At 41.0% G+C, this 20,134-nt stretch carries 21 protein-coding genes; 2 read left to right on the top strand and 19 right to left on the bottom strand.

Going from position 1 to position 20,134, the window contains the following annotated elements; genetic code table 11:
- Positions 1 to 23 precede the first annotated feature (23 nt).
- The 13 genes from H8692_RS07930 to H8692_RS07870 all read right to left on the bottom strand — a co-directional run bounded on the left by H8692_RS07930 (position 24) and on the right by H8692_RS07870 (position 10,799).
- A complete protein-coding gene (locus H8692_RS07930; protein WP_177267860.1) occupies positions 24 to 1,427 on the bottom strand; it encodes a glycine--tRNA ligase in 1,404 nt (467 codons plus the stop codon).
- A 25-nt stretch (positions 1,428 to 1,452) separates the two neighbouring features.
- Positions 1,453 to 2,175, bottom strand: a complete 723-nt coding sequence (locus tag H8692_RS07925) for a DUF4342 domain-containing protein (RefSeq protein ID WP_177267862.1) — start codon at positions 2,173 to 2,175, stop codon at positions 1,453 to 1,455.
- A 26-nt stretch (positions 2,176 to 2,201) separates the two neighbouring features.
- On the bottom strand, positions 2,202 to 2,948 hold the full coding sequence (gene recO, locus H8692_RS07920; protein WP_187525398.1) for a DNA repair protein RecO: 747 nt from the start codon (positions 2,946 to 2,948) through the stop codon (positions 2,202 to 2,204).
- A 9-nt stretch (positions 2,949 to 2,957) separates the two neighbouring features.
- On the bottom strand, positions 2,958 to 3,857 hold the full coding sequence (era, locus tag H8692_RS07915; protein WP_187525397.1) for a GTPase Era: 900 nt from the start codon (positions 3,855 to 3,857) through the stop codon (positions 2,958 to 2,960).
- A 23-nt stretch (positions 3,858 to 3,880) separates the two neighbouring features.
- The gene (cdd, locus tag H8692_RS07910) at positions 3,881 to 4,276 is read right to left on the bottom strand and encodes a cytidine deaminase (protein WP_187525429.1); all 396 of its coding nucleotides are present in this window, start codon (positions 4,274 to 4,276) and stop codon (positions 3,881 to 3,883) included.
- A gap of 17 nt (positions 4,277 to 4,293) precedes the next feature.
- Entirely contained in the window at positions 4,294 to 4,755 is a 462-nt protein-coding gene (gene ybeY / locus H8692_RS07905) for an rRNA maturation RNase YbeY (protein WP_177267869.1), read from the bottom strand.
- 7 nt (positions 4,756 to 4,762) lie between these two features.
- Positions 4,763 to 5,755, bottom strand: a complete 993-nt coding sequence (locus H8692_RS07900; protein WP_465250896.1) for a PhoH family protein — start codon at positions 5,753 to 5,755, stop codon at positions 4,763 to 4,765.
- 86 nt (positions 5,756 to 5,841) lie between these two features.
- Entirely contained in the window at positions 5,842 to 7,074 is a 1,233-nt protein-coding gene (locus tag H8692_RS07895; protein ID WP_187525396.1) for a sporulation protein YqfD, read from the bottom strand.
- Positions 7,022 to 7,285, bottom strand: a complete 264-nt coding sequence (locus tag H8692_RS07890) for a YabP/YqfC family sporulation protein (RefSeq protein WP_177267873.1) — start codon at positions 7,283 to 7,285, stop codon at positions 7,022 to 7,024. The genes H8692_RS07895 and H8692_RS07890 overlap by 53 nt, the downstream gene beginning before the upstream one ends.
- Before the next feature lie 61 nt (positions 7,286 to 7,346).
- A complete protein-coding gene (locus H8692_RS07885) occupies positions 7,347 to 8,885 on the bottom strand; it encodes an NAD(P)/FAD-dependent oxidoreductase (protein ID WP_187525395.1) in 1,539 nt (512 codons plus the stop codon).
- A complete protein-coding gene (locus tag H8692_RS07880) occupies positions 8,882 to 9,961 on the bottom strand; it encodes an NAD(P)/FAD-dependent oxidoreductase (RefSeq protein ID WP_187525394.1) in 1,080 nt (359 codons plus the stop codon). The genes H8692_RS07885 and H8692_RS07880 overlap by 4 nt, the downstream gene beginning before the upstream one ends.
- Complete coding sequence (locus H8692_RS07875) at positions 9,948 to 10,634, bottom strand: HdeD family acid-resistance protein (RefSeq protein ID WP_177267879.1); 687 nt, start codon at positions 10,632 to 10,634, stop codon at positions 9,948 to 9,950. The genes H8692_RS07880 and H8692_RS07875 overlap by 14 nt, the downstream gene beginning before the upstream one ends.
- 15 nt (positions 10,635 to 10,649) lie before the next feature.
- A complete protein-coding gene (locus H8692_RS07870; protein ID WP_177267881.1) occupies positions 10,650 to 10,799 on the bottom strand; it encodes a hypothetical protein in 150 nt (49 codons plus the stop codon).
- Between the two features lie 212 nt (positions 10,800 to 11,011).
- Here H8692_RS07870 and H8692_RS07865 point away from each other — a divergent pair, with 212 nt between their 5' ends.
- Together H8692_RS07865 and dinB are read left to right on the top strand one after the other, a co-directional pair.
- Positions 11,012 to 11,545: a hypothetical protein gene (locus H8692_RS07865; protein ID WP_177267883.1), complete on the top strand. Its 534-nt coding sequence runs from the start codon at positions 11,012 to 11,014 to the stop codon at positions 11,543 to 11,545.
- Positions 11,546 to 11,827: 282 nt separating this feature from the next.
- Complete coding sequence (dinB, locus tag H8692_RS07860) at positions 11,828 to 13,060, top strand: DNA polymerase IV (protein WP_177267885.1); 1,233 nt, start codon at positions 11,828 to 11,830, stop codon at positions 13,058 to 13,060.
- Positions 13,061 to 13,111: 51 nt separating this feature from the next.
- On the opposite strand, the gene phnX is transcribed toward dinB, so the two are convergent.
- The 6 genes from phnX to H8692_RS07830 are packed head-to-tail and all read right to left on the bottom strand — an operon-like array spanning position 13,112 to position 19,971.
- The gene (gene phnX / locus H8692_RS07855) at positions 13,112 to 13,897 is read right to left on the bottom strand and encodes a phosphonoacetaldehyde hydrolase (RefSeq protein ID WP_177267887.1); all 786 of its coding nucleotides are present in this window, start codon (positions 13,895 to 13,897) and stop codon (positions 13,112 to 13,114) included.
- Positions 13,898 to 13,927: 30 nt separating this feature from the next.
- A complete protein-coding gene (locus H8692_RS07850; RefSeq protein WP_187525393.1) occupies positions 13,928 to 15,088 on the bottom strand; it encodes a saccharopine dehydrogenase C-terminal domain-containing protein in 1,161 nt (386 codons plus the stop codon).
- Positions 15,085 to 16,203 carry a 2-aminoethylphosphonate--pyruvate transaminase gene (gene phnW, locus H8692_RS07845; RefSeq protein ID WP_187525392.1) on the bottom strand — a complete coding sequence of 373 codons (1,119 nt, stop codon included), beginning with the start codon at positions 16,201 to 16,203 and terminating at the stop codon, positions 15,085 to 15,087. Before phnW ends, H8692_RS07850 begins: the two co-directional genes overlap by 4 nt.
- Positions 16,178 to 17,860: a putative 2-aminoethylphosphonate ABC transporter permease subunit gene (locus tag H8692_RS07840; RefSeq protein ID WP_187525391.1), complete on the bottom strand. Its 1,683-nt coding sequence runs from the start codon at positions 17,858 to 17,860 to the stop codon at positions 16,178 to 16,180. The genes phnW and H8692_RS07840 overlap by 26 nt, the downstream gene beginning before the upstream one ends.
- 2 nt (positions 17,861 to 17,862) lie before the next feature.
- Complete coding sequence (locus H8692_RS07835) at positions 17,863 to 18,864, bottom strand: ABC transporter ATP-binding protein (RefSeq protein WP_187525390.1); 1,002 nt, start codon at positions 18,862 to 18,864, stop codon at positions 17,863 to 17,865.
- A gap of 42 nt (positions 18,865 to 18,906) precedes the next feature.
- Positions 18,907 to 19,971 carry a putative 2-aminoethylphosphonate ABC transporter substrate-binding protein gene (locus H8692_RS07830; protein ID WP_187525389.1) on the bottom strand — a complete coding sequence of 355 codons (1,065 nt, stop codon included), beginning with the start codon at positions 19,969 to 19,971 and terminating at the stop codon, positions 18,907 to 18,909.
- Positions 19,972 to 20,134: the final 163 nt, after the last annotated feature.

Here is a 20,134-nt window from a genome sequence, read left to right as displayed (position 1 = left end):
TTTTACTCTCCTCGCTTTAATAATTAAAAGACTAATCTTTGTTCTATATATTCTTTGACCTGTTCTACAGGTATGCGAATCTGTTCCATTGTATCTCTGTCTCTTATTGTTACACAACCGTCTGTCTCAGTATCAAAGTCAACACAGATAGAGAATGGGGTTCCTATCTCGTCTTCTCTCCTGTATCTTTTCCCGATAGATCCTGTAACATCATAATCAACAGGAAAATATTTTACAAGTTCTTCATAAATAGGTTCCGCAACAGGAGCCAGTTTCTTTGCCAGAGGCAGTACTGCAGCCTTAAACGGAGCCAGAGCAGGGTGAAGTCTAAGTACTGTTCTCACATCCTCTTTGCCTTTGCTGTCTGTGAGAACCTCCTCGTCATATGCATCTGTAAGGAATGCCAGAGCCACACGATCTGCTCCCAGAGACGGTTCTATACAATATGGCACATATTTTTCATTTGTTTCCGGATCAAGATAGCTCATATCCTGACCTGAATGTTCCATATGCTGCCTAAGATCAAAATCTGTTCTGTCAGCTATGCCCCAAAGCTCTCCCCATCCAAACGGGAATCTGTATTCTATATCTGTAGTAGCATTGCTGTAATGTGAAAGCTCTTCCTCATCGTGGTCTCTGAGCTTTATATTTTCTTCCTTCATTCCCAAAGATTTAAGGAAGTTTACACAATAGTCTTTCCAATAAGCAAACCACTGAAGATCTGTTCCGGGAGCGCAGAAGAATTCGAGCTCCATCTGTTCAAATTCCCTTGTTCTGAAAATAAAATTGCCCGGTGTTATTTCATTTCTGAAAGATTTTCCTACCTGAGCTATTCCAAAAGGCACTTTCTTTCTTGAAGTTCTCTGTACATTTTTGAAGTTTACAAATATTCCCTGCGCAGTTTCAGGTCTGAGAAAAATCTCTGCCTTTGAATCCTCAGTAACACCCTGAAACGTTTTAAACATCAAATTAAACTGTCTGATTCCCGTAAAATCGGCTTTTCCGCATTCAGGACACTTGATGCCTTTTTCTTCGATAAAAGACTGCAGCTTTTCATTTGACCATCCGTCTACAGTGATATCATCCATACCCTGATCTTTCAGCCATCCTTCGATGAGCTGATCTGCCCTGAATCTGGATTTACAGCTCTTACAGTCAATCAGAGGATCTGCGAAACCTCCCACGTGACCTGAAGCCACCCATGTTTGCGGATTCATCAATATTGCTGCATCAAGACCTACATTATATTTTGATTCCTGCACGAATTTTTTCCACCAGGCTTTCTTGATATTATTCTTGAATTCCACTCCCAGCGGACCGTAATCCCATGTATTGGCAAGGCCTCCGTAGATCTCTGAGCCGGGATATATAAATCCTCTGTTCTTTGCAAGGGCTGTAAGCTTCTCCATTGTTACTTCTCTGCTCATGTTTTATTACTTCCTTCTTTTCGTCTTATTTTTCTTCTTCCTGTTTTAAAGATTCTTCTGCCGACTCGCCTTCTGTCTTTGTGTCAGCAGTCGGATCTTCAGCCGTATCAGAAGCACTTTTCTCAACATCTATGCTGTCAACATCTTCATCCTCTGCCTTTATCTCCACATCCGAATCATTTTCCTCAAAACACTCTGAGAAATCAAACTCTTCAGTATCTTTCTTCATGCGACTCATGGCTTCTTCAGCCTTTTCTTTTCCCTTCTGATATATCTGTGAACTTTTTTCCTTCACTTCATCCACGACAGTACTGCTCTTTTCAACTACCGTTCCCATGGCATCAGTGACTGCATCGCTTACATCTATAATAGTCCCGTCATCTTTAATTACTTCTATGGTACACTTAAATCCAAATGCGGCGACTACTGCGACTACAGAAGCTAAAGGGGCTATCACTACTCCTACTATTCCTGCGTTTACGGGAACATTGAGAACTATTTCACCCTCCCTTTTCACCTGTATCTTTGAAACGTTTCCTTTGCTCACAAGTGCTTTGATACTTTCAAACAAGGCTTCTCCTTTTTTCCCGAAACCTCTCTTTTTCTGCCCTGCGTTTATTGTCTCCTCTATAGCTATTATTGCATCTACCACACTGCCGTCAGCCTCTTCCAATGCTGCTTTGGCCTCGGCATATGTTACCCCCGTTCTATCTTTCACCAATTCTATCTTCTCTAATGTGATTTCCATATTTTACCTCCTGTTCATATTTATACTTATATAAGTTTTTCACTTTTCAAATCCGAAGCATCCAGATAATATGCCGCATAATCTCTTATTATCTTCTGCAGCAGCTTACCTGCGTCTTCTTTCAATGCAAGGTTTTCCAGTTTTTTTAACGGATTCGCCGTAAAATACTTCAATATATCTAATATACCAAATTTAACATCATAAATCAATGTATGACGTTCTAAATTTTCAATACTTTGAAGGCAGTCACCACATACTATACCGCCCTCCTTCACACTGAATTTAACCGCAGCTTTCTTCTCTCCGCACACCGCACATCGTTCAAGCTGAGGCATAACTCCTGAATATTTAAAAACTTTCGTTTGATATGCCAGTACAAGTGTTCCGATTCCCTTTTTTCTCATTTCAAGCAAATCAAAAAAATCAATAAGAAGATTAAATATCGCAGGAGCAGGTACCTCTTCCGACAATACCCGTTCGGTAAATTCCAAAACATAAGCTCCGTTCATATATTTATCCACATCTTCTCCTATGCCGTAGTAGCTTTTTAGGACATCTGCGCTGTTTATATTATAACTGTCTCTGTTTTTAAACAGCTCATATCTGCCATAAGTAAAAGGTCTCAAAGCCAGAGAACTTTTATTTTTTCCTCTTTCGGCTATACTGGTCCCTGCACTTATCTTACCGTACTTTTTGGAAAAGAGAAGTATCATGCGCCTTCCATATGAAGTTTTCACTTGTCTGAGCACAATGCCCTCTGTATCCGTAAGCAATGTCCCCACCTACTCCTTATATCCAAAATTGGAAAGTGCGATATCGCTGTCTCTCCAGTTTTCTTTGACTTTTACCCAAAGTTCTAAAAATACTTTCTCTCCCAGCAGAGCTTCTATTTCTTCTCTGGCGCTTTTCCCTATTCCTTTCAGCTTTCTTCCGCCTTTTCCAATTATCATTCCTTTATGAGACTTTTTCTCACAGTATATTACCGCACTGATCTTTGTGATACTGCTTTCTTCTTTAAACTGCTCAATTTCCACGGCAACACCATGAGGGACTTCTTCCTGAAAATACATCAGAATCTTTTCCCTTATGATCTCGCTTACTATAAATCTCTCCGGATGCTCAGTGACCATGTCATCAGGAAAAAACATAGGTCCCTCTTCCATAAAACCCAGAGCGCATTTTATCACATCATGAACATTTATGCCTTCTTTTGCAGAAACGCCGAATATATTTTCAAATATCTCAAGCTGGTCATACTCATTGTATATCTTCTCAAACACATCAGGCTCCATCTTGTCAATTTTATTTATTACCAAAATCTTGGGAGTTGTCACCTCATTAAGCATATCTACTATATATTTGTCTCCCGGCCCTGCCGACAGTCTATCATCCACTATAAAAATAACAGCTTCTACTTCTTTAAAAGTATTGACTGCCGAATCTGTCATATATTTTCCGAGTTTTGTCCTCGGTTTATGGATGCCGGGCGTATCTATGAATACCATCTGAGTATCCTCGTTTATATTATCATCAGCATAATGAGTGTATATACCTCGTATGGCATTTCTCGTAGTCTGAGGCTTATCTGTGGTTATGGCTATTTTCTCACCCAGAATTGCATTAAGCAATGTGGATTTTCCTACATTGGGCCTTCCTACAATACCTACAAAACCTGTCTTCATAAATAATCTCCTGTTCTTTCACATCAGCGCTTTAAGACAAATCCAACAGGGAAAAGCTGACTAAGCTTTCTCACATTTAGATTTTCTCTATCTGTACCTGTAATAATATATAATTCACTTCCGAATTCATACATAAACTGTCTGCATATCCCACAAGGAAAAGATTCCGTACTGCCGGCCGCCACAGCAATGGCGACAAACTCTCTTTCTCCTTCCGATATGGCTTTGACAAAGGCGGTCCTCTCTGCACATATTGCGGCTCCGTAAGACGAATTCTCCACATTCACCCCGGTATATATACTTCCGCTTGAAGTTAAAAGAGCAGCGCCTACTTTAAAGCCGGAAAAGGGAGCATAAGCGTTTTCCGATATCTTTGAGGCAGTATCATATAATAATTTTTCCATTTTACTGCTGATCATTTTTTCTGTATTTTCTTTCACTTCATCTTCCTCTCAAGGCCCAGCTCAGACATGATCTCTTCTTCTCTTTTTCTCATATCCGCCTTTTCCTGTTCATTCATGTGATCATACCCCAGAAGATGCAAAACACTGTGAACAAACAGATACACGAATTCTCTCTCCTCACAGTGACCGTATTCTTCTGCCTGCCTCTTTGCCTGTTCCGTACAAATCACCACATCTCCCAAAAGTATCTCTTCACCATCATGTATCAGGTTGAAATCTTCAATCATAGGAAATGACAGCACGTCTGTATAATTATCTATATTTCTGTACATTTTGTTAAGTCTTTGGATTTCTTCCTGAGATACAAAACTCAGACTGATTTCTGCATTGATCGGAGACAGACCTTCTCCCTCCATACACAATGAAGCGGCTTTTGTAAATATATCCATAATCCTGCTGTTTTTTTCTATTTCACTGCTGCATAAGATTCTCATATGACTGTTATTCTTCCTCCTTAGGCGGATGAGCTTTGTAATATACATCATAAGCATTGATTATTTTCTTAACAAGCTGATGCCTCACAACGTCCACATCCTTCATATAACAGAAACTGATTTCTTTTACATCTTTAAGAATTCTTGAAGCCTCTATAAGACCTGATTTCTTTCCTCTGGGAAGATCTATCTGAGTAACGTCCCCTGTCACTACTACTTTTGATCCAAAACCCATTCTTGTAAGAAACATTTTCATCTGTTCCGGAGTAGTATTTTGAGCCTCATCCAATATTATAAATGAATTATCCAGAGTTCTTCCTCTCATATAAGCAAGAGGAACCACTTCTATCACTTCTTTTTCCTTCAGTCTCAGAGCACTTTCTCTTCCCAGCACATCATACAGAGCATCATACAGAGGTCTCAAATATGGATCCACCTTTTCCTGAAGATCTCCCGGAAGAAACCCCAGACGCTCTCCCGCTTCAACGGCAGGTCTTGCAAGTATTATCTTCTGCACTTCCTTATTCTTAAAAGCGTTTACTGCCATAGCTACAGCGATGTACGTCTTACCCGTTCCCGCAGGACCTATCCCAAATACGATATCTTTTTTCCTTATGCAGTCAACATAGACCTTCTGTCCTATGGTCTTGGGTCTTAACGGTTTTCCTTCATGAGTAAAACAGATTATATCTCCGCCGACGTTCTCCTTTTTATATGAGATTCCGTTATGACTCAGATCTGCAATATAGTTTATCTTCTGCTCGTCCAACTTTTCTCCTCTTTCCAAAACACCCATCATCTCTCTGATTATCTTTTCTGCTTGAGATGTATTGGCGCCCTTTAATATCAACTTATTGTCTCTTTGTATTATATCTACATTCAAATTGTCTTCTATCAATTTGAGATTCTTGTCAAGCCCGCCAAAAAGCTCTCCCCTGTCTATGGTATCGCTTATATCGACATTCACCATATCAGCTTTTTTTCCTTTGTGATCTTCCAAATAAATTCTCCTTTTGACATAAAATCCTTATTCCGTAATATTACACATTCTTATTATATTTTCTTACAGAGGAAAATTCAAACTATTTATTCCTCTAACTGATTTTCTTCTGTTTTTTCTTCTTCTTTAACCTTTATTATTTTTTCTGCTCCTATTTCTTCCAGCACTTCCAAAAGAACATCTGCCTTTATAACACCCTGACTTTCTGAATAATCTATATTCTGTGCCAAAATTTCTTCGCCTTCTTTCAGATTATCTTTCTGGTACTGCCTCACAGCAGCTTCCACTACTTCTTTAACCTTATTCATATCACGATGCCGCTCTTTTATTTCAACTTCTTGTATTTTAATAAGTGATATCTTTACAGGCAGAGGTTTCACAATATCAAGGATTTTTATTTCTTCTCTTTCCGAGACTTCATATTTATTTAACCCTGCTGCTGTATCTACCTCTGCATCACCGAATTTTATATATATACCGGGAATAAATTTCCCTGTTTTGTCTTTTATTCTCTGATTTTTCTCAACATAATATGTGAGTCTGAGAGGAGCTTTAGCATATACCTGTCCTGATGCATGACTGTACATTGTAAAAATATCATCTCCCCTGCTGTAATCACTGCTCTGATATTCAAAAGCTCCGCTTATAAGAACATCTCCTTTATTGACATATTCTCCTTTCTGAACACATGCATTGCCTTTCAGCGGAAGAATTTTCTCTATCATACCTGCCCGGTCTGCTACGATATCTACAGGAGTCTCATCTTCCACTTCAGCTTCTTCCTGTTTAGACGCCTCTGAAATATCGACTTCCACAAGTCGGCCATCTTCATATACACTTACCCATGTTATCTGCCCGAATTCTCTGTACAAGGCCTCTTTGATATGATTATAATCCTCAGACTTTCTGGCTCCCTCATAAAGGCCTGCATCAGCAATGACTTTCCGTAAGCTTTCCTCGCTTATACTTCTGTAACCGTCTATTCTTATTTCAGCAACAAACAGACTCTGATAAAAAATAAAAGCACCCAGTAAAAAGGCGCCTACAATTGCTGTTATATTGGCTTTCATGCTTTTGAAAAGTGGAATAACTCCGCCCTCTTTTAAAACAGTCACTTTATATGAATGTCCCGCCGTTTTTTTTAGCCCCTGAAAATCCTCCCCCTTTATCTCAACGGTAGATTCCAGGGGATCTTTCCACTTTAGGTTTCTCATAGAGATCCCGTTTTTCATGCACTTGTTGACAATACCATTTAGGTCAGTACCTTCAACCTTTATCTTCTTGTAATGACGCAAAAAACCGAATTTCTTCAACTTCACCTGACACCAGCATCCTTCCCTCTTTAAGTTCAGTTATGACAAACCCATCCCCTGTGACAGAAGTATACTTCTGTCCGTTAAAAACGACTATCTGACTGTCGGTCAGCAGCATCACTTTCTTAACATTGTCCAGTACAGTGGTTTTTCCTGTTACCAGAACCCTCGGCATATTCAGCGCAAAGTCAAACAGCAGCTCTTCCTTGATGGACATGGCATCTCCTTGATTTCGTATTTGCTAACACTCATATAGCATGATAAATTATATTCAGTTTTTAAAGAAATATCACATTCAATATTTTCTCTGCCGTCTTTATTCCATCGACTGCAGCAGACATTATGCCTCCTGCATATCCCGGCCCTTCACCGGCAGGAAAAATACCTTTTATATCAGACTGATGATCACTGTCTCTCAATATCCTCACAGGTGACGAACTTCTGGTTTCCACCGCTGTCAAAACAGCTTCATCACTGTCAAAGCCCAAAAGTTTTTTTCCGAAAAACGGCATGGCTTCTATTATCGATTCAGCAGCAAATTCCGGAATACTTTTTCTTACTGCATCATTATTATTTTCACGAAAATTTTTGTACTTAGTCTTAGGAAGATTTCCCTTTCCGTTTTCATATGCAAGTCTCTCATATTTTCTCTGAAACTCGACTCCCGCCAGAGGATGCTCCGATGGAAAATCTTCTCTCAATACATCCACAAGAAGCCCGCTGTTTGCATATATGCCCTTTCTGTCACTGTTGCTCATTCCGTTTGTCACGGCAGTATGTCTTTCAGATGCCGCATTTATCACTGATCCGCCGGGACACATACAAAAAGTGTACACACCTCTGCCGTTTTGACATCTGTGATTCAGCTTATAATCTGCTGCTCCCAGCGTTTCTGCCAATACTGCACTTCCGTACTGAGCTCTGTCTATATCCTTCTGAAGATGTTCTATCCTCACCCCTATGGAAAAAGGCTTCTGCTCCATTTTAAAACCTTCACGGAAAAGCATCTCGAATGTATCTCTGGCACTGTGGCCTATGGCGAGAACAAGGCTGTCTGTTTCCAGTTCAATGATTCCCGCTCCACGCTGCAAAAGCTTCACACCTTTAATCCGTCTTCCTTCGGCGCTTTCCTCTGTTATGATACCATCAAGCCTTGTATCAAAAAAAATATTGCCACCCAGAGACTCTATTTTATGTCTTATGTTCTTAACAATATCTCTCAGCTTGTCCGTTCCTATATGAGGTTTCTGCTTGTAAAGTATTTCCTCATGGGCTCCTGCCTCTGTAAATTCCTTCAAAACCTTAGATATCCTAATATCTTTTATTCCTGTAGTCAGTTTGCCGTCAGAAAACGTTCCCGCGCCTCCTTCTCCAAACTGAACATTTGATTCAGGATCCAAAACGCCTTCACTCCAGAATTTTTCAACAGACTTTACTCTCTCATCCACCGATTGTCCCCGCTCTATCACCACAGGCCTTTTTCCCGCCTCGGCCAGTATGAGAGCGGTAAACATTCCACACGGTCCAAAGCCTGCTATAACAGGTCTTTTGTCGTAATCCCACGGTCCTGTCTTTTTTGCCATACTGTCATAATCTCTGTTTGAAGGACTCTCAAGACTAAGCTTTTCCCTGCACGAAAAATCAACGGTGTACACCAGCCTGATATCGTGCTTCTTTCTGGCGTCTACCGATTCCTTTACAATCTGCATATCGTATATTTTAAGCTCTGGCTTTCTCAGCTTTTTTCTTATTGCCTTTGGGATATCATCCCTGCTCTGACCTACGTTAAGCTTTATCTGGTTTATTCTGTATCTCATTTCAACCTTCCATTCAAAGTTTCAGCGGCTCTTATTGCTGTCTCCCACGCATTCTGCAGATTATATCCTCCACACGGTCCCTGAACATTTATAATCTCTCCGGCAAAAAACAGCCCCTTTACTATCTTTGATTCCATGGAATCCATATATATCTCATTAAGGCATACGCCTCCCGCTGTACATTGGGCATTTTTCCAGCCTTTGACTCCTTTGACGGGAATCCTCCATCTTTTTATATTATCAAGGCTCACACAAGATGCCAGTTTATCCGATAATATCCCAAACGATCCTGATCTTTTCTCCAACTGTTCCTGTGTAAAATCAGGCGCCAAATCAAGCTCCAGCACATACCGCTTTAAAGCGGTATGAAACTGCTCTCCCTCATCAGCTTTTATATAAGGTGTAATATTAAATACACATATACCTGAAATCCCATCTTCGGTAAACTGTATTTCTCCTGTCTGTCTGCAGATCATATCTCCATCCTTATAAAGGCTAACTGTACCTCTGGCTCTTACACCTTTAATCGTCCTGAAATCTCCACACTGTATCGGCGCTAATATCGGATATACTTTTTCTATACTATGTCCCAATGACTTAGCAATGGAATATCCGTCACCCGTAGTTCCGAACTGGGGAGCTGCTTTTCCTCCCATAGCCATAATCACATTATCCGCCAATACACATTTCCCTTTTTCATAAGAAACAAAAAAATAGCCCTTACTGCATGAGATCCCGTCGACGCAAATATCCGTTATGAGATCCGCCCCTTTCCCTTTGATTGCTCCGAGCAATATTTTAACCACATCAGGAGCATGATTTGAATAGGGAAAATATCTGCCCTCATTATCACTGTAGGTTTCAAGTCCCAGCGATTTAAAAAAATCCAGGGTCAGATCTTTGCCCTCACAGGCGGCGTTAGTAATATTACATCGTCCTCCTCCTGTCGCCATGATCTTTTTCCCCGGAATCTCGTTCTTTTCCAGCATACAAATACTTATACTGTTATTTAAAGAGGCAGCGGCAGCCAAACCGGCAGCCCCACCCCCTATAATACATACATCATATTTTTTCATCTGTCCGCGCCTCTCCTGATCCTCCGTCAGTTTCAGATTCGGCAGCTTCTCTCATTTTAAGCCGTTCTGTAACTTTTTCGGGAGTCTCGTCTTCATCGGTGATCTTAATAGGTTCACGCTTTCTTTTATATATTTTTACATATGATTTCTTTTCATGAGGCATATGAATACCCAGCTCTATGATATTGACTCCTTGCATTACCATAAACATTCCCAGAAGCACTGCTGTAGTCATCCACATCACCAGAGGATTTATGAAGCCGAAAATTCCCACCAATACAGTAAGTACTCCTGTCGCCATAGTTACTCTGAAGTTACTGCGTTTCTTCTCTTTATTGATATGTGTAGCTGCTTCCACACGAAGAATTCCCGATACAAGCATCCACATTCCAAATACCATGGGAATCGCCGTATCAGCCACCAGCTGATTGCACAATACGAGTATCCCAAGAAGAAGTGTTATCAACGCGTCAGTCAGTATCCAACCATTGTTGTCTCCCTTGTTGTAAAGACCTCTTCCGATAAAATAAGCAAGCGCATGTATAAGGCCGTTTAAAACCATAACCAATCCAACGATGAAAGCCAGAGACAGAAAAGTCTGTCCGGGATTCATAAAACAAAACGCTCCCGTCAATACCATAAGGATACCGCTTAATATTGTCCAGATTCTCATATGTTACTTACTCCTTTACCAAATGTCATCAAATTCTTTCGTCTGGAAGCCGTCTTTTTCAGATTTTTTCTCGATCTTATTCTTTTCTGTCAGCTTAAAAACAAAAAACAGAGCTCCTGCAGCCAACAAAACTATTCTCATAATCCTGTTTATCTTTGCAAACATAATCGCTACCTCTCTTACTAACTTAGTCCAATACTTTTTTTAATTATAACACAAATCTCCTTTCAAGAAAAAGAAGATTATGTGTTTTCCCATAATTATCCTTTACGTTCATTCTTTCTCCCATCATACTAATAAAAACTGTAGATTTATGATGGATACATGATATAATTATTCAGAAAATATATAAACATTGAAAATGGAGGATAGAAGAAGTGTATATTACAAAAAAAGCAGACTTATCCGAAAAAAAACGCGGTATGATAGTCTGGGGCTATATAATAGGTATTATGGGCGTCATAAATCTGGCAATGGCGTTTTCAGATCCTCAGGCACGGAAGACTATACCTGTATCGATAGCCTTCATCGTTATCGGAGCATTCATGATATTGCGAGGCAGGAAAAACAATAATGAAAGAGTCAAATTAATCAATCTGGCAAAAGAGCTCAATATCTTTTTTCTCAACGAAGAAAATTATTCGATACCTCTTGCTAAAGTTGCCTCAGCTATATCAATGTCCAGAGATGAAGCCAGAGATGTACTGAAAGAACTCATAAATCAGGAATATATTACTAATCTTTATATAGATAATCTTAACAGTCAGGTAATATTGACCGCAAGCAAAACTGCTCAGGGCCATCCACATTTACAGGCCATCAGTGTCACATGCCCGAACTGCGGCGCTTCCTGCACTGTGATACAGGGGCAGAAAAACAAATGTGAATACTGCGGAACAATACTTGTATAATTTTTAGAGGAAGATATTTCGGTATCATCGTCCAATGGCAAAATATACACGGTATCACAATAATTCATATGGGAATTTCATCTGTACTGCCGATATATGGGAGACTGAAAACAGTAAAGAAGTCATCTAACTTCAGAAATCCCTTCAGAAATAAAAATTTAAAAATAACAGGATATGCCGATACCATAAATGCATATCCTGTTATTTTATCAAACGCGCTGCTTTCTCCTTTTTTTGATCATAATAACATTAAATAATTCAAAACATAAAGGAAACAAACTCATGGACAGAATCATACTTCACTGCGATATGAACGGGTTTTATGCATCTGTCGAACTTATCGACAAACCGCATTTAAAAAACAAACCCATGGCGGTATGCGGAAACCCTGAAAACCGCCATGGAATCATACTGGCAAAAAATGAAATAGCAAAAAAATACGGAATCATGACAGCGGAAACCCTGTGGCAGGCGAGAAAAAAATGCCCCGCCCTTCAGGTGGTCCCTCCTAATCACAATAAATACAGGCATTACAGTAAACTGATAAACAAAATATATCTCAAATATACCGATATGGTTGAGCCTTTTAGTATAGACGAATCCTGGCTGGATGTAACAGGAAGCACCAATCTGTTCGGAAGCGGCAGTCATATAGCCGATACCATCAGATCCACCGTGAAAGAACAACTCGGTCTTACCCTTTCAGCAGGAGTTTCTTTCAATAAAATCTTTGCAAAAATGGGAAGTAATTATAAAAAACCCGACGCTACTACAGTAATAACAAGAGAAAATTTCAGGAATATCCTCTGGCCCATGAATGTCAGGGCTATGTTCTTTGTCGGAAAGGCCACAGCTAAGAAACTCCATGAGTTCGGAATAAATACCATTGGACAACTGGCCATGTCAGACAAAAGCATGATATCAGATATATTAGGCAAGCAGGGCAGTGTAATACACGATTATGCCAATGGGCGTGACACTACTCCCGTACTGCATTACAATCAGCTGGAACAGATAAAATCCATCGGCAACGGAACTACTTTCAGAAGAAACCTTCAAGGTATGGAAGATATAAGAGTTGCCGTTATGGGTCTTGCCGATACTGTAGCCACACGCCTCAGAAAACATAAAATGAAAGCATTCGGAGTAAAAGTAGATATCAAAGATCCCAGCCTTAAAATCATTTCAAGACAGCAGCAGCTCAACAATCCGACGAACCTTACAGAAATCATATCAGACTGCGCTGTATCTATAATAAAAAAATCATGGAGACTGAGAGACCCCATCAGAATGCTGACCATAACAGCCATCAATCTTTGTGATGAAAACCAGGCCCAGCAGCTTTCCCTGTTTTCCGATGAAAATATAAACGTAGAAAAGAGCGAAAAAGCAGAGAGGGCGATGGACAGCATACGGGAAAAATTCGGATCGGGAGCCATCAATTTCGGATCAATCATCAACAATGACATAGGCCTGGATGTAAGCACCCTTCCTGATAAAGACACTAACGATTAGCAAAATACCGGTCTGCAAACAACATATCTTTTTGCAAACCGGCATATTTTTTTATTGTTTTTCTATTGTTTCTATCAACGCCGTAAGACTGCTCATATTATCTATGACATAATCAGCTCCTGCGGATAAATAAACTTCCGCGATTCTTGCCTTTTCTTTTTCCTTTTCTGCATCAGCCATCTGATTATATTCTTCTTCAGACATTCCCATAACCGAGCTGCCTTCAATAATACCTATAGATATCAGTCCGGCATTTTTCCCTTCTGTTATGTCTGCTACAGTATCTCCCACCTTTATGGCTGCTTCTGCCGAAGAAACTCCCAGCCTTTCCATGTTGCGAAATATCATGTAAGGATATGGCCTTCCCTTTCCTTCTGTATCATCAGGTGTAAAACAGGCATCAGGCTTATAGCCTTTTTTCGCAGCCTCTGCAGCAACTATCTTCATCATTTCCGCATTATACCCTGTAGTGGAACCGATCTTTATCCCTTTAGCTCTGAGCTCTGTCACAGCCTCCGTCACATATGGCTTTGGGGTGCCAAATTCAGAAAGTATATCCATGATAAGCTCCTCACTGAGCTTATATATGCGGTCCACATCACTGATTTCCCACGGTCTTCCTTTTATGCGAAGCCACTCCCCGGAAATCCTCGGCATCTGCATCACTGTATGAACATGATCCCACTTGGGAAGTCCCATAGGTTTTCTCACTTCATCAAGAGACGGCGTAATTCCAAACTGCTGAAATGCTTTTAAAAATGCCTGCACAGGAGCTATTGAACCAAAATCAACTGTAGTTCCTGCCCAGTCAAATATTACAGCTTCTATCCTTTTCATTCTTTCCTCCAAATCCTTATGGCCGGCTATCTACATATCCCACCATTCTTCATGCATGAAAATATCCCGCTTTTTTAACTCCTTAAAAATAATTTCAGGCTCAAAAGCATTCTCAGGTATCAAGATACCGCTGCTTTTTACCTTACCCTGCGCCAGCAGCTGAGCAGCTATGGAAAGAGGTATTCCCACATTTTTAGTGTATGCTCTAAGCCCCTCCCAATCCTTTACAGAACCGTCAGAGGCAGGATGCGTATGATATATGATACCGCGTTTTTTCACTCCGTCCTTTATGCCTGCCACCTCGACGTGAAGGCTGTAGCCGTAAAGTTCCGTCTTCTTACCCTCTTCACTGTTTACGAGATAATCTCCTATAAGAGTCATCAGTCCCACCTTCTGATTGCCCACCTGTATTTCAGGATTTCTAAGTATACCGTAATCGTAAAGTCCTCTGACCAGTGTCATATTCTGCTTAGGCCATGTGCCTCTTACCTCTATCAGTCTTACTCCCTTGTCCTTTAACGCCTGTGACAGGGTTATGGTTTCGGAATGAGGAATTATGTACTGGACAGTGTCCCCGTAAGGCTGAGGAAGCTTTATCTCCCTGGGTCTTGCAAAAGGCGGAACCTGAATAAATTCCCCGTCTTCAAAGACTACTCTCGATTTTAGCTCCGGGTCATACTCATATGTGGTAGTTTCCGTAATGGACTTGGAAAATGCGAAGGGTCTGAAGGCTCCGTGTGATACGTATACCTCCTCCACCGTGTCCAACTGATTGGAAAGGTGCATAGCCATCATCTGGGTTACTCCCGGCGTCATCCCAAAGCCCGGAACACAAGCCTTTCCTGCCGACTCAAACAGCTCATTCCACTGATTTTCCTCGCCGAATCCGTTGAGATTCACTCCACTGCAGCCTGCTTTGGCTATACACTCAGTTGATCTACCGTTAAGGGTTATTTGTGTGCCGTCCATGACGACATCGTATCCCCTCATAAGCTGGGCTGTTGCCTCAACATCATTGACATCCGCCTTTACAACATCAACTCTGTCATCATCAAGCCACTGTGCTACCTTTTCGGCTTCCTCAACATTATAATCTCCGATGGTTATTGTATCAAAATCCGAATACTGTACAAGATCCATTACAGACTCCCTGCTTATTCTTCCTGCTGCTCCCAAACAAAAAACCTTCACGCTGTTACCTCCCTGACTGCCTTAAGCAATCTTTCTATATCTTCGCTGTAAACCTCCCCTATATTTCCGATACGAAAGGTTTCGGCATCAGAAACCTTTCCCGGATATAGGACAAATCCCTTTTCCTTCATCTTTTCATAAAAATCCTTAAACTCAAAGGAGCTGTCAGGATAGCAAAACGCTGTTATTATAGGAGACTGCATACCCTCATCAAGCAGAGTCTCGTATCCTATTTCCTTCATACCCTCTCTGAGTCTTTGCTGATTCTTGCTGTAGCGACTGTATCTCTTCTCTATTCCGCCTTCCTTATCCAGCTCATTCAATGCCTGCTGAAAAGCCCTTACTGTATGAGTGGGAGATGTAAATCTCCACTTTCCTTTTTTATCCATGGTCTTCCACTGATCGTATACATCCAGACTGTGGGAATGAGCATTGCCTTCACATAAAGCAAGCTTTTGTACAGAAGCTATGATGAAACTGAATCCCGGCACGCCCTGTATGCATTTATTTGATGAGCTTATGAGATAATCTATCCCCCAGCCCTCCATATCCATAGGAATCCCGCCAAAGGCGCTCATGGCATCTACTATTGTCATCTTTTCTTTTTCCTTTGCCAAAAGACAGATTTCTCTCACTGGATTTAAAATGCCTGTAGTCGTCTCACAGAAAACCATTGCTACATGGCTTATTTCCTTATCCTTATCCAAAATCTCATTGACCTTATCTATGTCAGGCTGTTCTGTTTCAGAAAACTCTGCCAGTACATACGAACGTCCCATGGTCTGCATAAAGCTGACCATACGTCTGCCATAAGCTCCGTTTGCTATTATCAAAAGCTTGCCGTCTTCCGGTACCGCAGTTCCCAAACAGGCCTCAACCCCGAACGAGCCGCTTCCCTGCATGAGAACAGCCGTATATTTTTCAGGCTGTGATGTGGCATACTCTGTAAGCCTTGTTCTTATATCCTGAACTACTCCTATGTTATAATCCTCATCCCACGTACACCAATCCCTGAGCATGGCATTTCGTACTGCCGCAGATGTGGACAGCGGTCCCGGTGTAAGCAGAATATACGGATTGTCCGGAATATCAGACAACACTTTTTCTGTTTTCATTTGTTGATTCACCTTTCTTTCTTATCTTATATACAACTATTTCATACAATCCTCTGGCTATGATATTCACAAGAAGTATCAGCAGACTCATAGCAGCTGCCTGAGCTATATCTCCTGCCTCCTCCATGTGGGTTATAGCTATAGACGCCACCTTAAACTGCGCGCTGTAGAGAAATACCACAGCCGAAACAGTGACCATTGAATTCATAAAATAGTATAGGAATATCTCCAGTATAGCCGGCAGAGAAAGGGGAACTATGACTTTGGTAAAACTCTTCCATGCCGGAATCTTCATACTGTCTGCTACATTTTCATAATCCCTGTCATGTTTTTTTAGTGCACTGCTTGCTGTCACAAAAGGAACCGAATAAAAATGAACTATATTAGCAAGCACCAGAATGATAACTGTACCATATATGAAATTCAGCGGATTACTCTTACTGTTAAAGAAAAATATGAAACTGAGGCCTATCACCATCCCCGGCAGCGCCAAAGGAACAGAGGAAAGCAATCTGCCGATATTTTTCAGCACACGCGAACTTTTGCTTCTCTCTATTAAATAGGCATATACGAAGACAAATATAGTTCCCAATACCGCCGTCAAAAGACTCATGACGATGGAATTTATGAAACTCTGTATGCCGCCTGTCGATTCGCTGAATGAAAAATGCTCAAAGGTAAAGCCCATCTTATATGGGTAATATTCTGTAAATGCTCCCATAAACAAAACGCCTACCATGATGAACAGACACAGACTCATACCTCCGCACACGATATAAAAAACAAGATCTCTTGATACAGATTTTTTTATTTTAAGAGTGCTGGCCTTTGAACTTATACTGTCATCTGCTCCTCTTGATGTCAATCTGTCTATACCGAAGCTTATAATCGCAGGTATCAAAAGTAATGTTCCTACCACTGCGCCCATGTTCATGTCAAATTGTCCTGCCACCTGCTTGTATATATCTGTAGCCAGAACATTATAGCTTCCTCCCACAACCTTTGGGGCTCCGAAATCAGTAAATGCCAAGGTGAAACAAACAAAAAGACAATTTATAAGCGTATACTTCACCGACGGCATTGTTATGTATCTGAACTTTTTAAAATTGCCGCAGCCCATGGTCTCAGCCGCATCATAAAGTCTGCCGTCAGTATATCTGAATGCTATGTAAAACATTAGGAACGCCTGAGGGAATGTATAGATTATTTCCGAAAGAATTATTCCTGTGCGTCCATAAAGCTCTATATCCCATCCCATGTCTGTTATCACTCCCTGGGTTCCAAACAGGTATACGAGACTGAGCCCGTGTACTACAGTAGGAAGAAAAAGAGGTATAAGGGCTGTATATCTAAAAAATTGCTTTCCCTTTATATTAGTCCTCGTAAGCCCATATGCGTATACAAATCCGAGAATGGTGCTTATTAATGCCGTAGATACTGATACATTTATGGTATTTCCTATGGATACCGACAGAGATGGAGTTGAGAAATATTCTATGTAATTCTCAAGCCCCACAAATGTCCCATCAGCTGCAAGAAATGCTTTTGAAAAAAGGCTGTACAGCGGGCATACTAATATGACAACAAAACACATCGTCATCACTGTCATGGTTATACTCCCCGGTTTCAGCCCGCCAGTACCGTCAAGACGTCTCATAATCAACCCACCTCATTATTGACATATCTCAGAATGCCTGTTTTGGGTATCTGAAAAAATATCTCATCCTCTGAACGAAGCGCCAGCTTCTTTACAGTCTCCGATGATATATCCACACAGATAGGATCCTTTGAAGTAAGCTCTCCGTATACTCTTGTAAGAGGGCCTCTGAATTCTACTTCTTTTACCCTGCCCTCCCAGCTCTCTGCTCCGGAATTAGAAATTTCTCTTGATATACCTATTTTCTCAGGTCTTACACCAAGCATCTCTCCGTCGCTTGCTCTGTAAAGATTCATGGTTCCTATAAAATTGGCTACAAATATAGTTTTCGGATCGTTATAAATCTCATGAGGTGTACCGATCTGTTCTACCTGAGCGTTATTCATTACAACGATCTTATCAGCCATGGTCAGCGCTTCTTCCTGGTCATGGGTAACCATGATAGTGGTTATTCCCAGCTTTTTCTGTATGTGGCATATCTCGGTTCTAAGCTTTACCCTTACTTTGGCATCAAGAGCCGACAGTGGTTCGTCAAGGAGAAGATATTCCGGCTTAAGAGCTATAGCTCTTGCCAAAGCTGTTCTTTGCTGCTGCCCACCCGAAAGTTGTGACGGATATTTTTTCCTGTGACCCTCAAGATCCACCATTCGTATCACTTCTTCACATCTTGAACGTCTTTCCTCCTTGCTTAAGGCCTTCTGCTCTTTGAGTCCGAACATTATATTTTGCTCTACTGTCATATTGGGAAACAGTGCATAGGACTGAAACACTATCCCAAAATTTCGCTTTGAAGGAGGCAGTTTAGTACAGTCTCTTCCGTTTATCACAATTTTTCCGCCCGATGGCTGCTCAAGCCCTGCTATTATCTTAAGCAATGTAGTCTTGCCGCAGCCGGAAGGACCTAAAATGCTCACCATTTCTCCCTTTTCTATATCCACCGATACGTCCTTTAACACTGTCTGATCGCCGAAGCTTTTATTAACATTTTGAATAGATAAAAACATATGTCTTATTCTCCCTTCTTTTCTCCGGCTGAAGAGAATTTACTACTCCTCAGCTTCTGACTTAGCATCATACTTTTCCATCCATGTTTTCAGAATATCGTCTCTGCTTGAGGCTGCCCATGAGAAATCATTTTCTATCAGCTGCTCTAAAGGGTCTCCCTCGTATCCTTCGTATTCGCCTACGTCATTTGTAGTTATTATAGGATAATTCTCTTTATAAAGAGCCATGGCGCTGTCGGAAATAGCCCAGTCAAGGAATGTATAAGCCACAGGGTTTATCTCGTCCTTATTAATCAGTGCATTAGCTTCAAGATCCCAGCCTGACCCTTCCTCAAGGAAGATTACCTCTACAGGAGCCCCATCCTCTTTCTGGCTGAGTCCGGCATATCCAAAGCTTATTCCTACTGCACATTCTCCTGACGATGCCATCTTTGCAGGTTTGGACCCTGAATGAGTATACATAGCTATATTTTCATCAAGCTTATCCAGATACTCCCAGCCCTCATCTTCACCCATAAGCTGCAAAACAGCTGACACTGTAAGGAACCCTGTCCCTGATGAATTGGGATTTGACATTACTATATGACCTTTAAAAGCTGGATCCAGCAAATCATCATATGATTTTATCTCAGGCAAATTGAGCTTTTCAGCCTCTTCCGTATTCACTACGATTGCAGTTTCCCACGCATCTATGCCTACCCACGTAGGAGTGTCTTTATCCGACTTGAATTCCGGAAGAATTCTCTCTACTCCCTCGGGAGCATACCCTTTAAGCCCCCCTTGATCATCCAGCACCATCATAGATGAAGCGGCTGTTCCCCAGACAACGTCAGCCTGCGGATTGTCTTTTTCTGCAATCAGCTTAGCGGTGATTATTCCCGTAGATTCACGTACAACATTCACTTTTATATCAGGGTACTTCTTATTAAAATCTTCCAAATACGTACTGACCTGCTCGTCTTCCAGAGCTGTATATACTGTTAACTCTCCCTCCGTGGCCTTTTCATCTGTATTTCCGTTTTTATCTTTATCGGAACATGCCGTAAATGACAGAGCCGAAGCTAAAACTGTCACAGATAAAAGAACGCTGAGTAATTTCTTCTTCATTTCTTTATTTCCTCCTAAATGTCTTAAAATATGATCATGACATGAACACATCAAAGTTCATTGATCCTTACAGCTGCATTTTATCTTTTACTTTTGCTTCAAACAAGCAAGGATATGTAAAGCTTCTGTCAATTAAAGAATTCCGCCGGTTGTTTTTTATGTA

The sequence above is a fragment of the Lentihominibacter hominis genome (assembly GCF_014385065.1).
Classification (GTDB): Bacteria; Bacillota; Clostridia; order Peptostreptococcales; family Anaerovoracaceae; genus Lentihominibacter; species Lentihominibacter hominis.
Note: the sequence above shows the minus strand (reverse complement) of the source record. Positions and strands in the feature narration are given on the sequence as shown.

Excerpts from the sequence above, each read along its gene's own strand:
- era (WP_187525397.1), bottom strand. The coding sequence starts at position 3,857 with ATGAAGACAGGTTTTGTAGGTATTGTAGGAAGGCCCAATGTAGGAAAA.
- dinB (WP_177267885.1), top strand. The coding sequence starts at position 11,828 with ATGGACAGAATCATACTTCACTGCGATATGAACGGGTTTTATGCATCT.
- H8692_RS07925 (WP_177267862.1), bottom strand. The coding sequence starts at position 2,175 with ATGGAAATCACATTAGAGAAGATAGAATTGGTGAAAGATAGAACGGGG.
- H8692_RS07885 (WP_187525395.1), bottom strand. The coding sequence starts at position 8,885 with ATGAGATACAGAATAAACCAGATAAAGCTTAACGTAGGTCAGAGCAGG.
- H8692_RS07875 (WP_177267879.1), bottom strand. The coding sequence starts at position 10,634 with ATGAGAATCTGGACAATATTAAGCGGTATCCTTATGGTATTGACGGGA.
- H8692_RS07840 (WP_187525391.1), bottom strand. The coding sequence starts at position 17,860 with ATGAGACGTCTTGACGGTACTGGCGGGCTGAAACCGGGGAGTATAACC.
- phnX (WP_177267887.1), bottom strand. The coding sequence starts at position 13,897 with ATGAAAAGGATAGAAGCTGTAATATTTGACTGGGCAGGAACTACAGTT.
- H8692_RS07880 (WP_187525394.1), bottom strand. The coding sequence starts at position 9,961 with ATGAAAAAATATGATGTATGTATTATAGGGGGTGGGGCTGCCGGTTTG.
- H8692_RS07870 (WP_177267881.1), bottom strand. The coding sequence starts at position 10,799 with ATGTTTGCAAAGATAAACAGGATTATGAGAATAGTTTTGTTGGCTGCA.
- H8692_RS07835 (WP_187525390.1), bottom strand. The coding sequence starts at position 18,864 with ATGTTTTTATCTATTCAAAATGTTAATAAAAGCTTCGGCGATCAGACA.
- H8692_RS07930 (WP_177267860.1), bottom strand. The coding sequence starts at position 1,427 with ATGAGCAGAGAAGTAACAATGGAGAAGCTTACAGCCCTTGCAAAGAAC.
- H8692_RS07830 (WP_187525389.1), bottom strand. The coding sequence starts at position 19,971 with ATGAAGAAGAAATTACTCAGCGTTCTTTTATCTGTGACAGTTTTAGCT.
- H8692_RS07890 (WP_177267873.1), bottom strand. The coding sequence starts at position 7,285 with ATGTCCATCAAGGAAGAGCTGCTGTTTGACTTTGCGCTGAATATGCCG.
- ybeY (WP_177267869.1), bottom strand. The coding sequence starts at position 4,755 with ATGAGAATCTTATGCAGCAGTGAAATAGAAAAAAACAGCAGGATTATG.
- cdd (WP_187525429.1), bottom strand. The coding sequence starts at position 4,276 with ATGATCAGCAGTAAAATGGAAAAATTATTATATGATACTGCCTCAAAG.
- phnW (WP_187525392.1), bottom strand. The coding sequence starts at position 16,203 with ATGAAAACAGAAAAAGTGTTGTCTGATATTCCGGACAATCCGTATATT.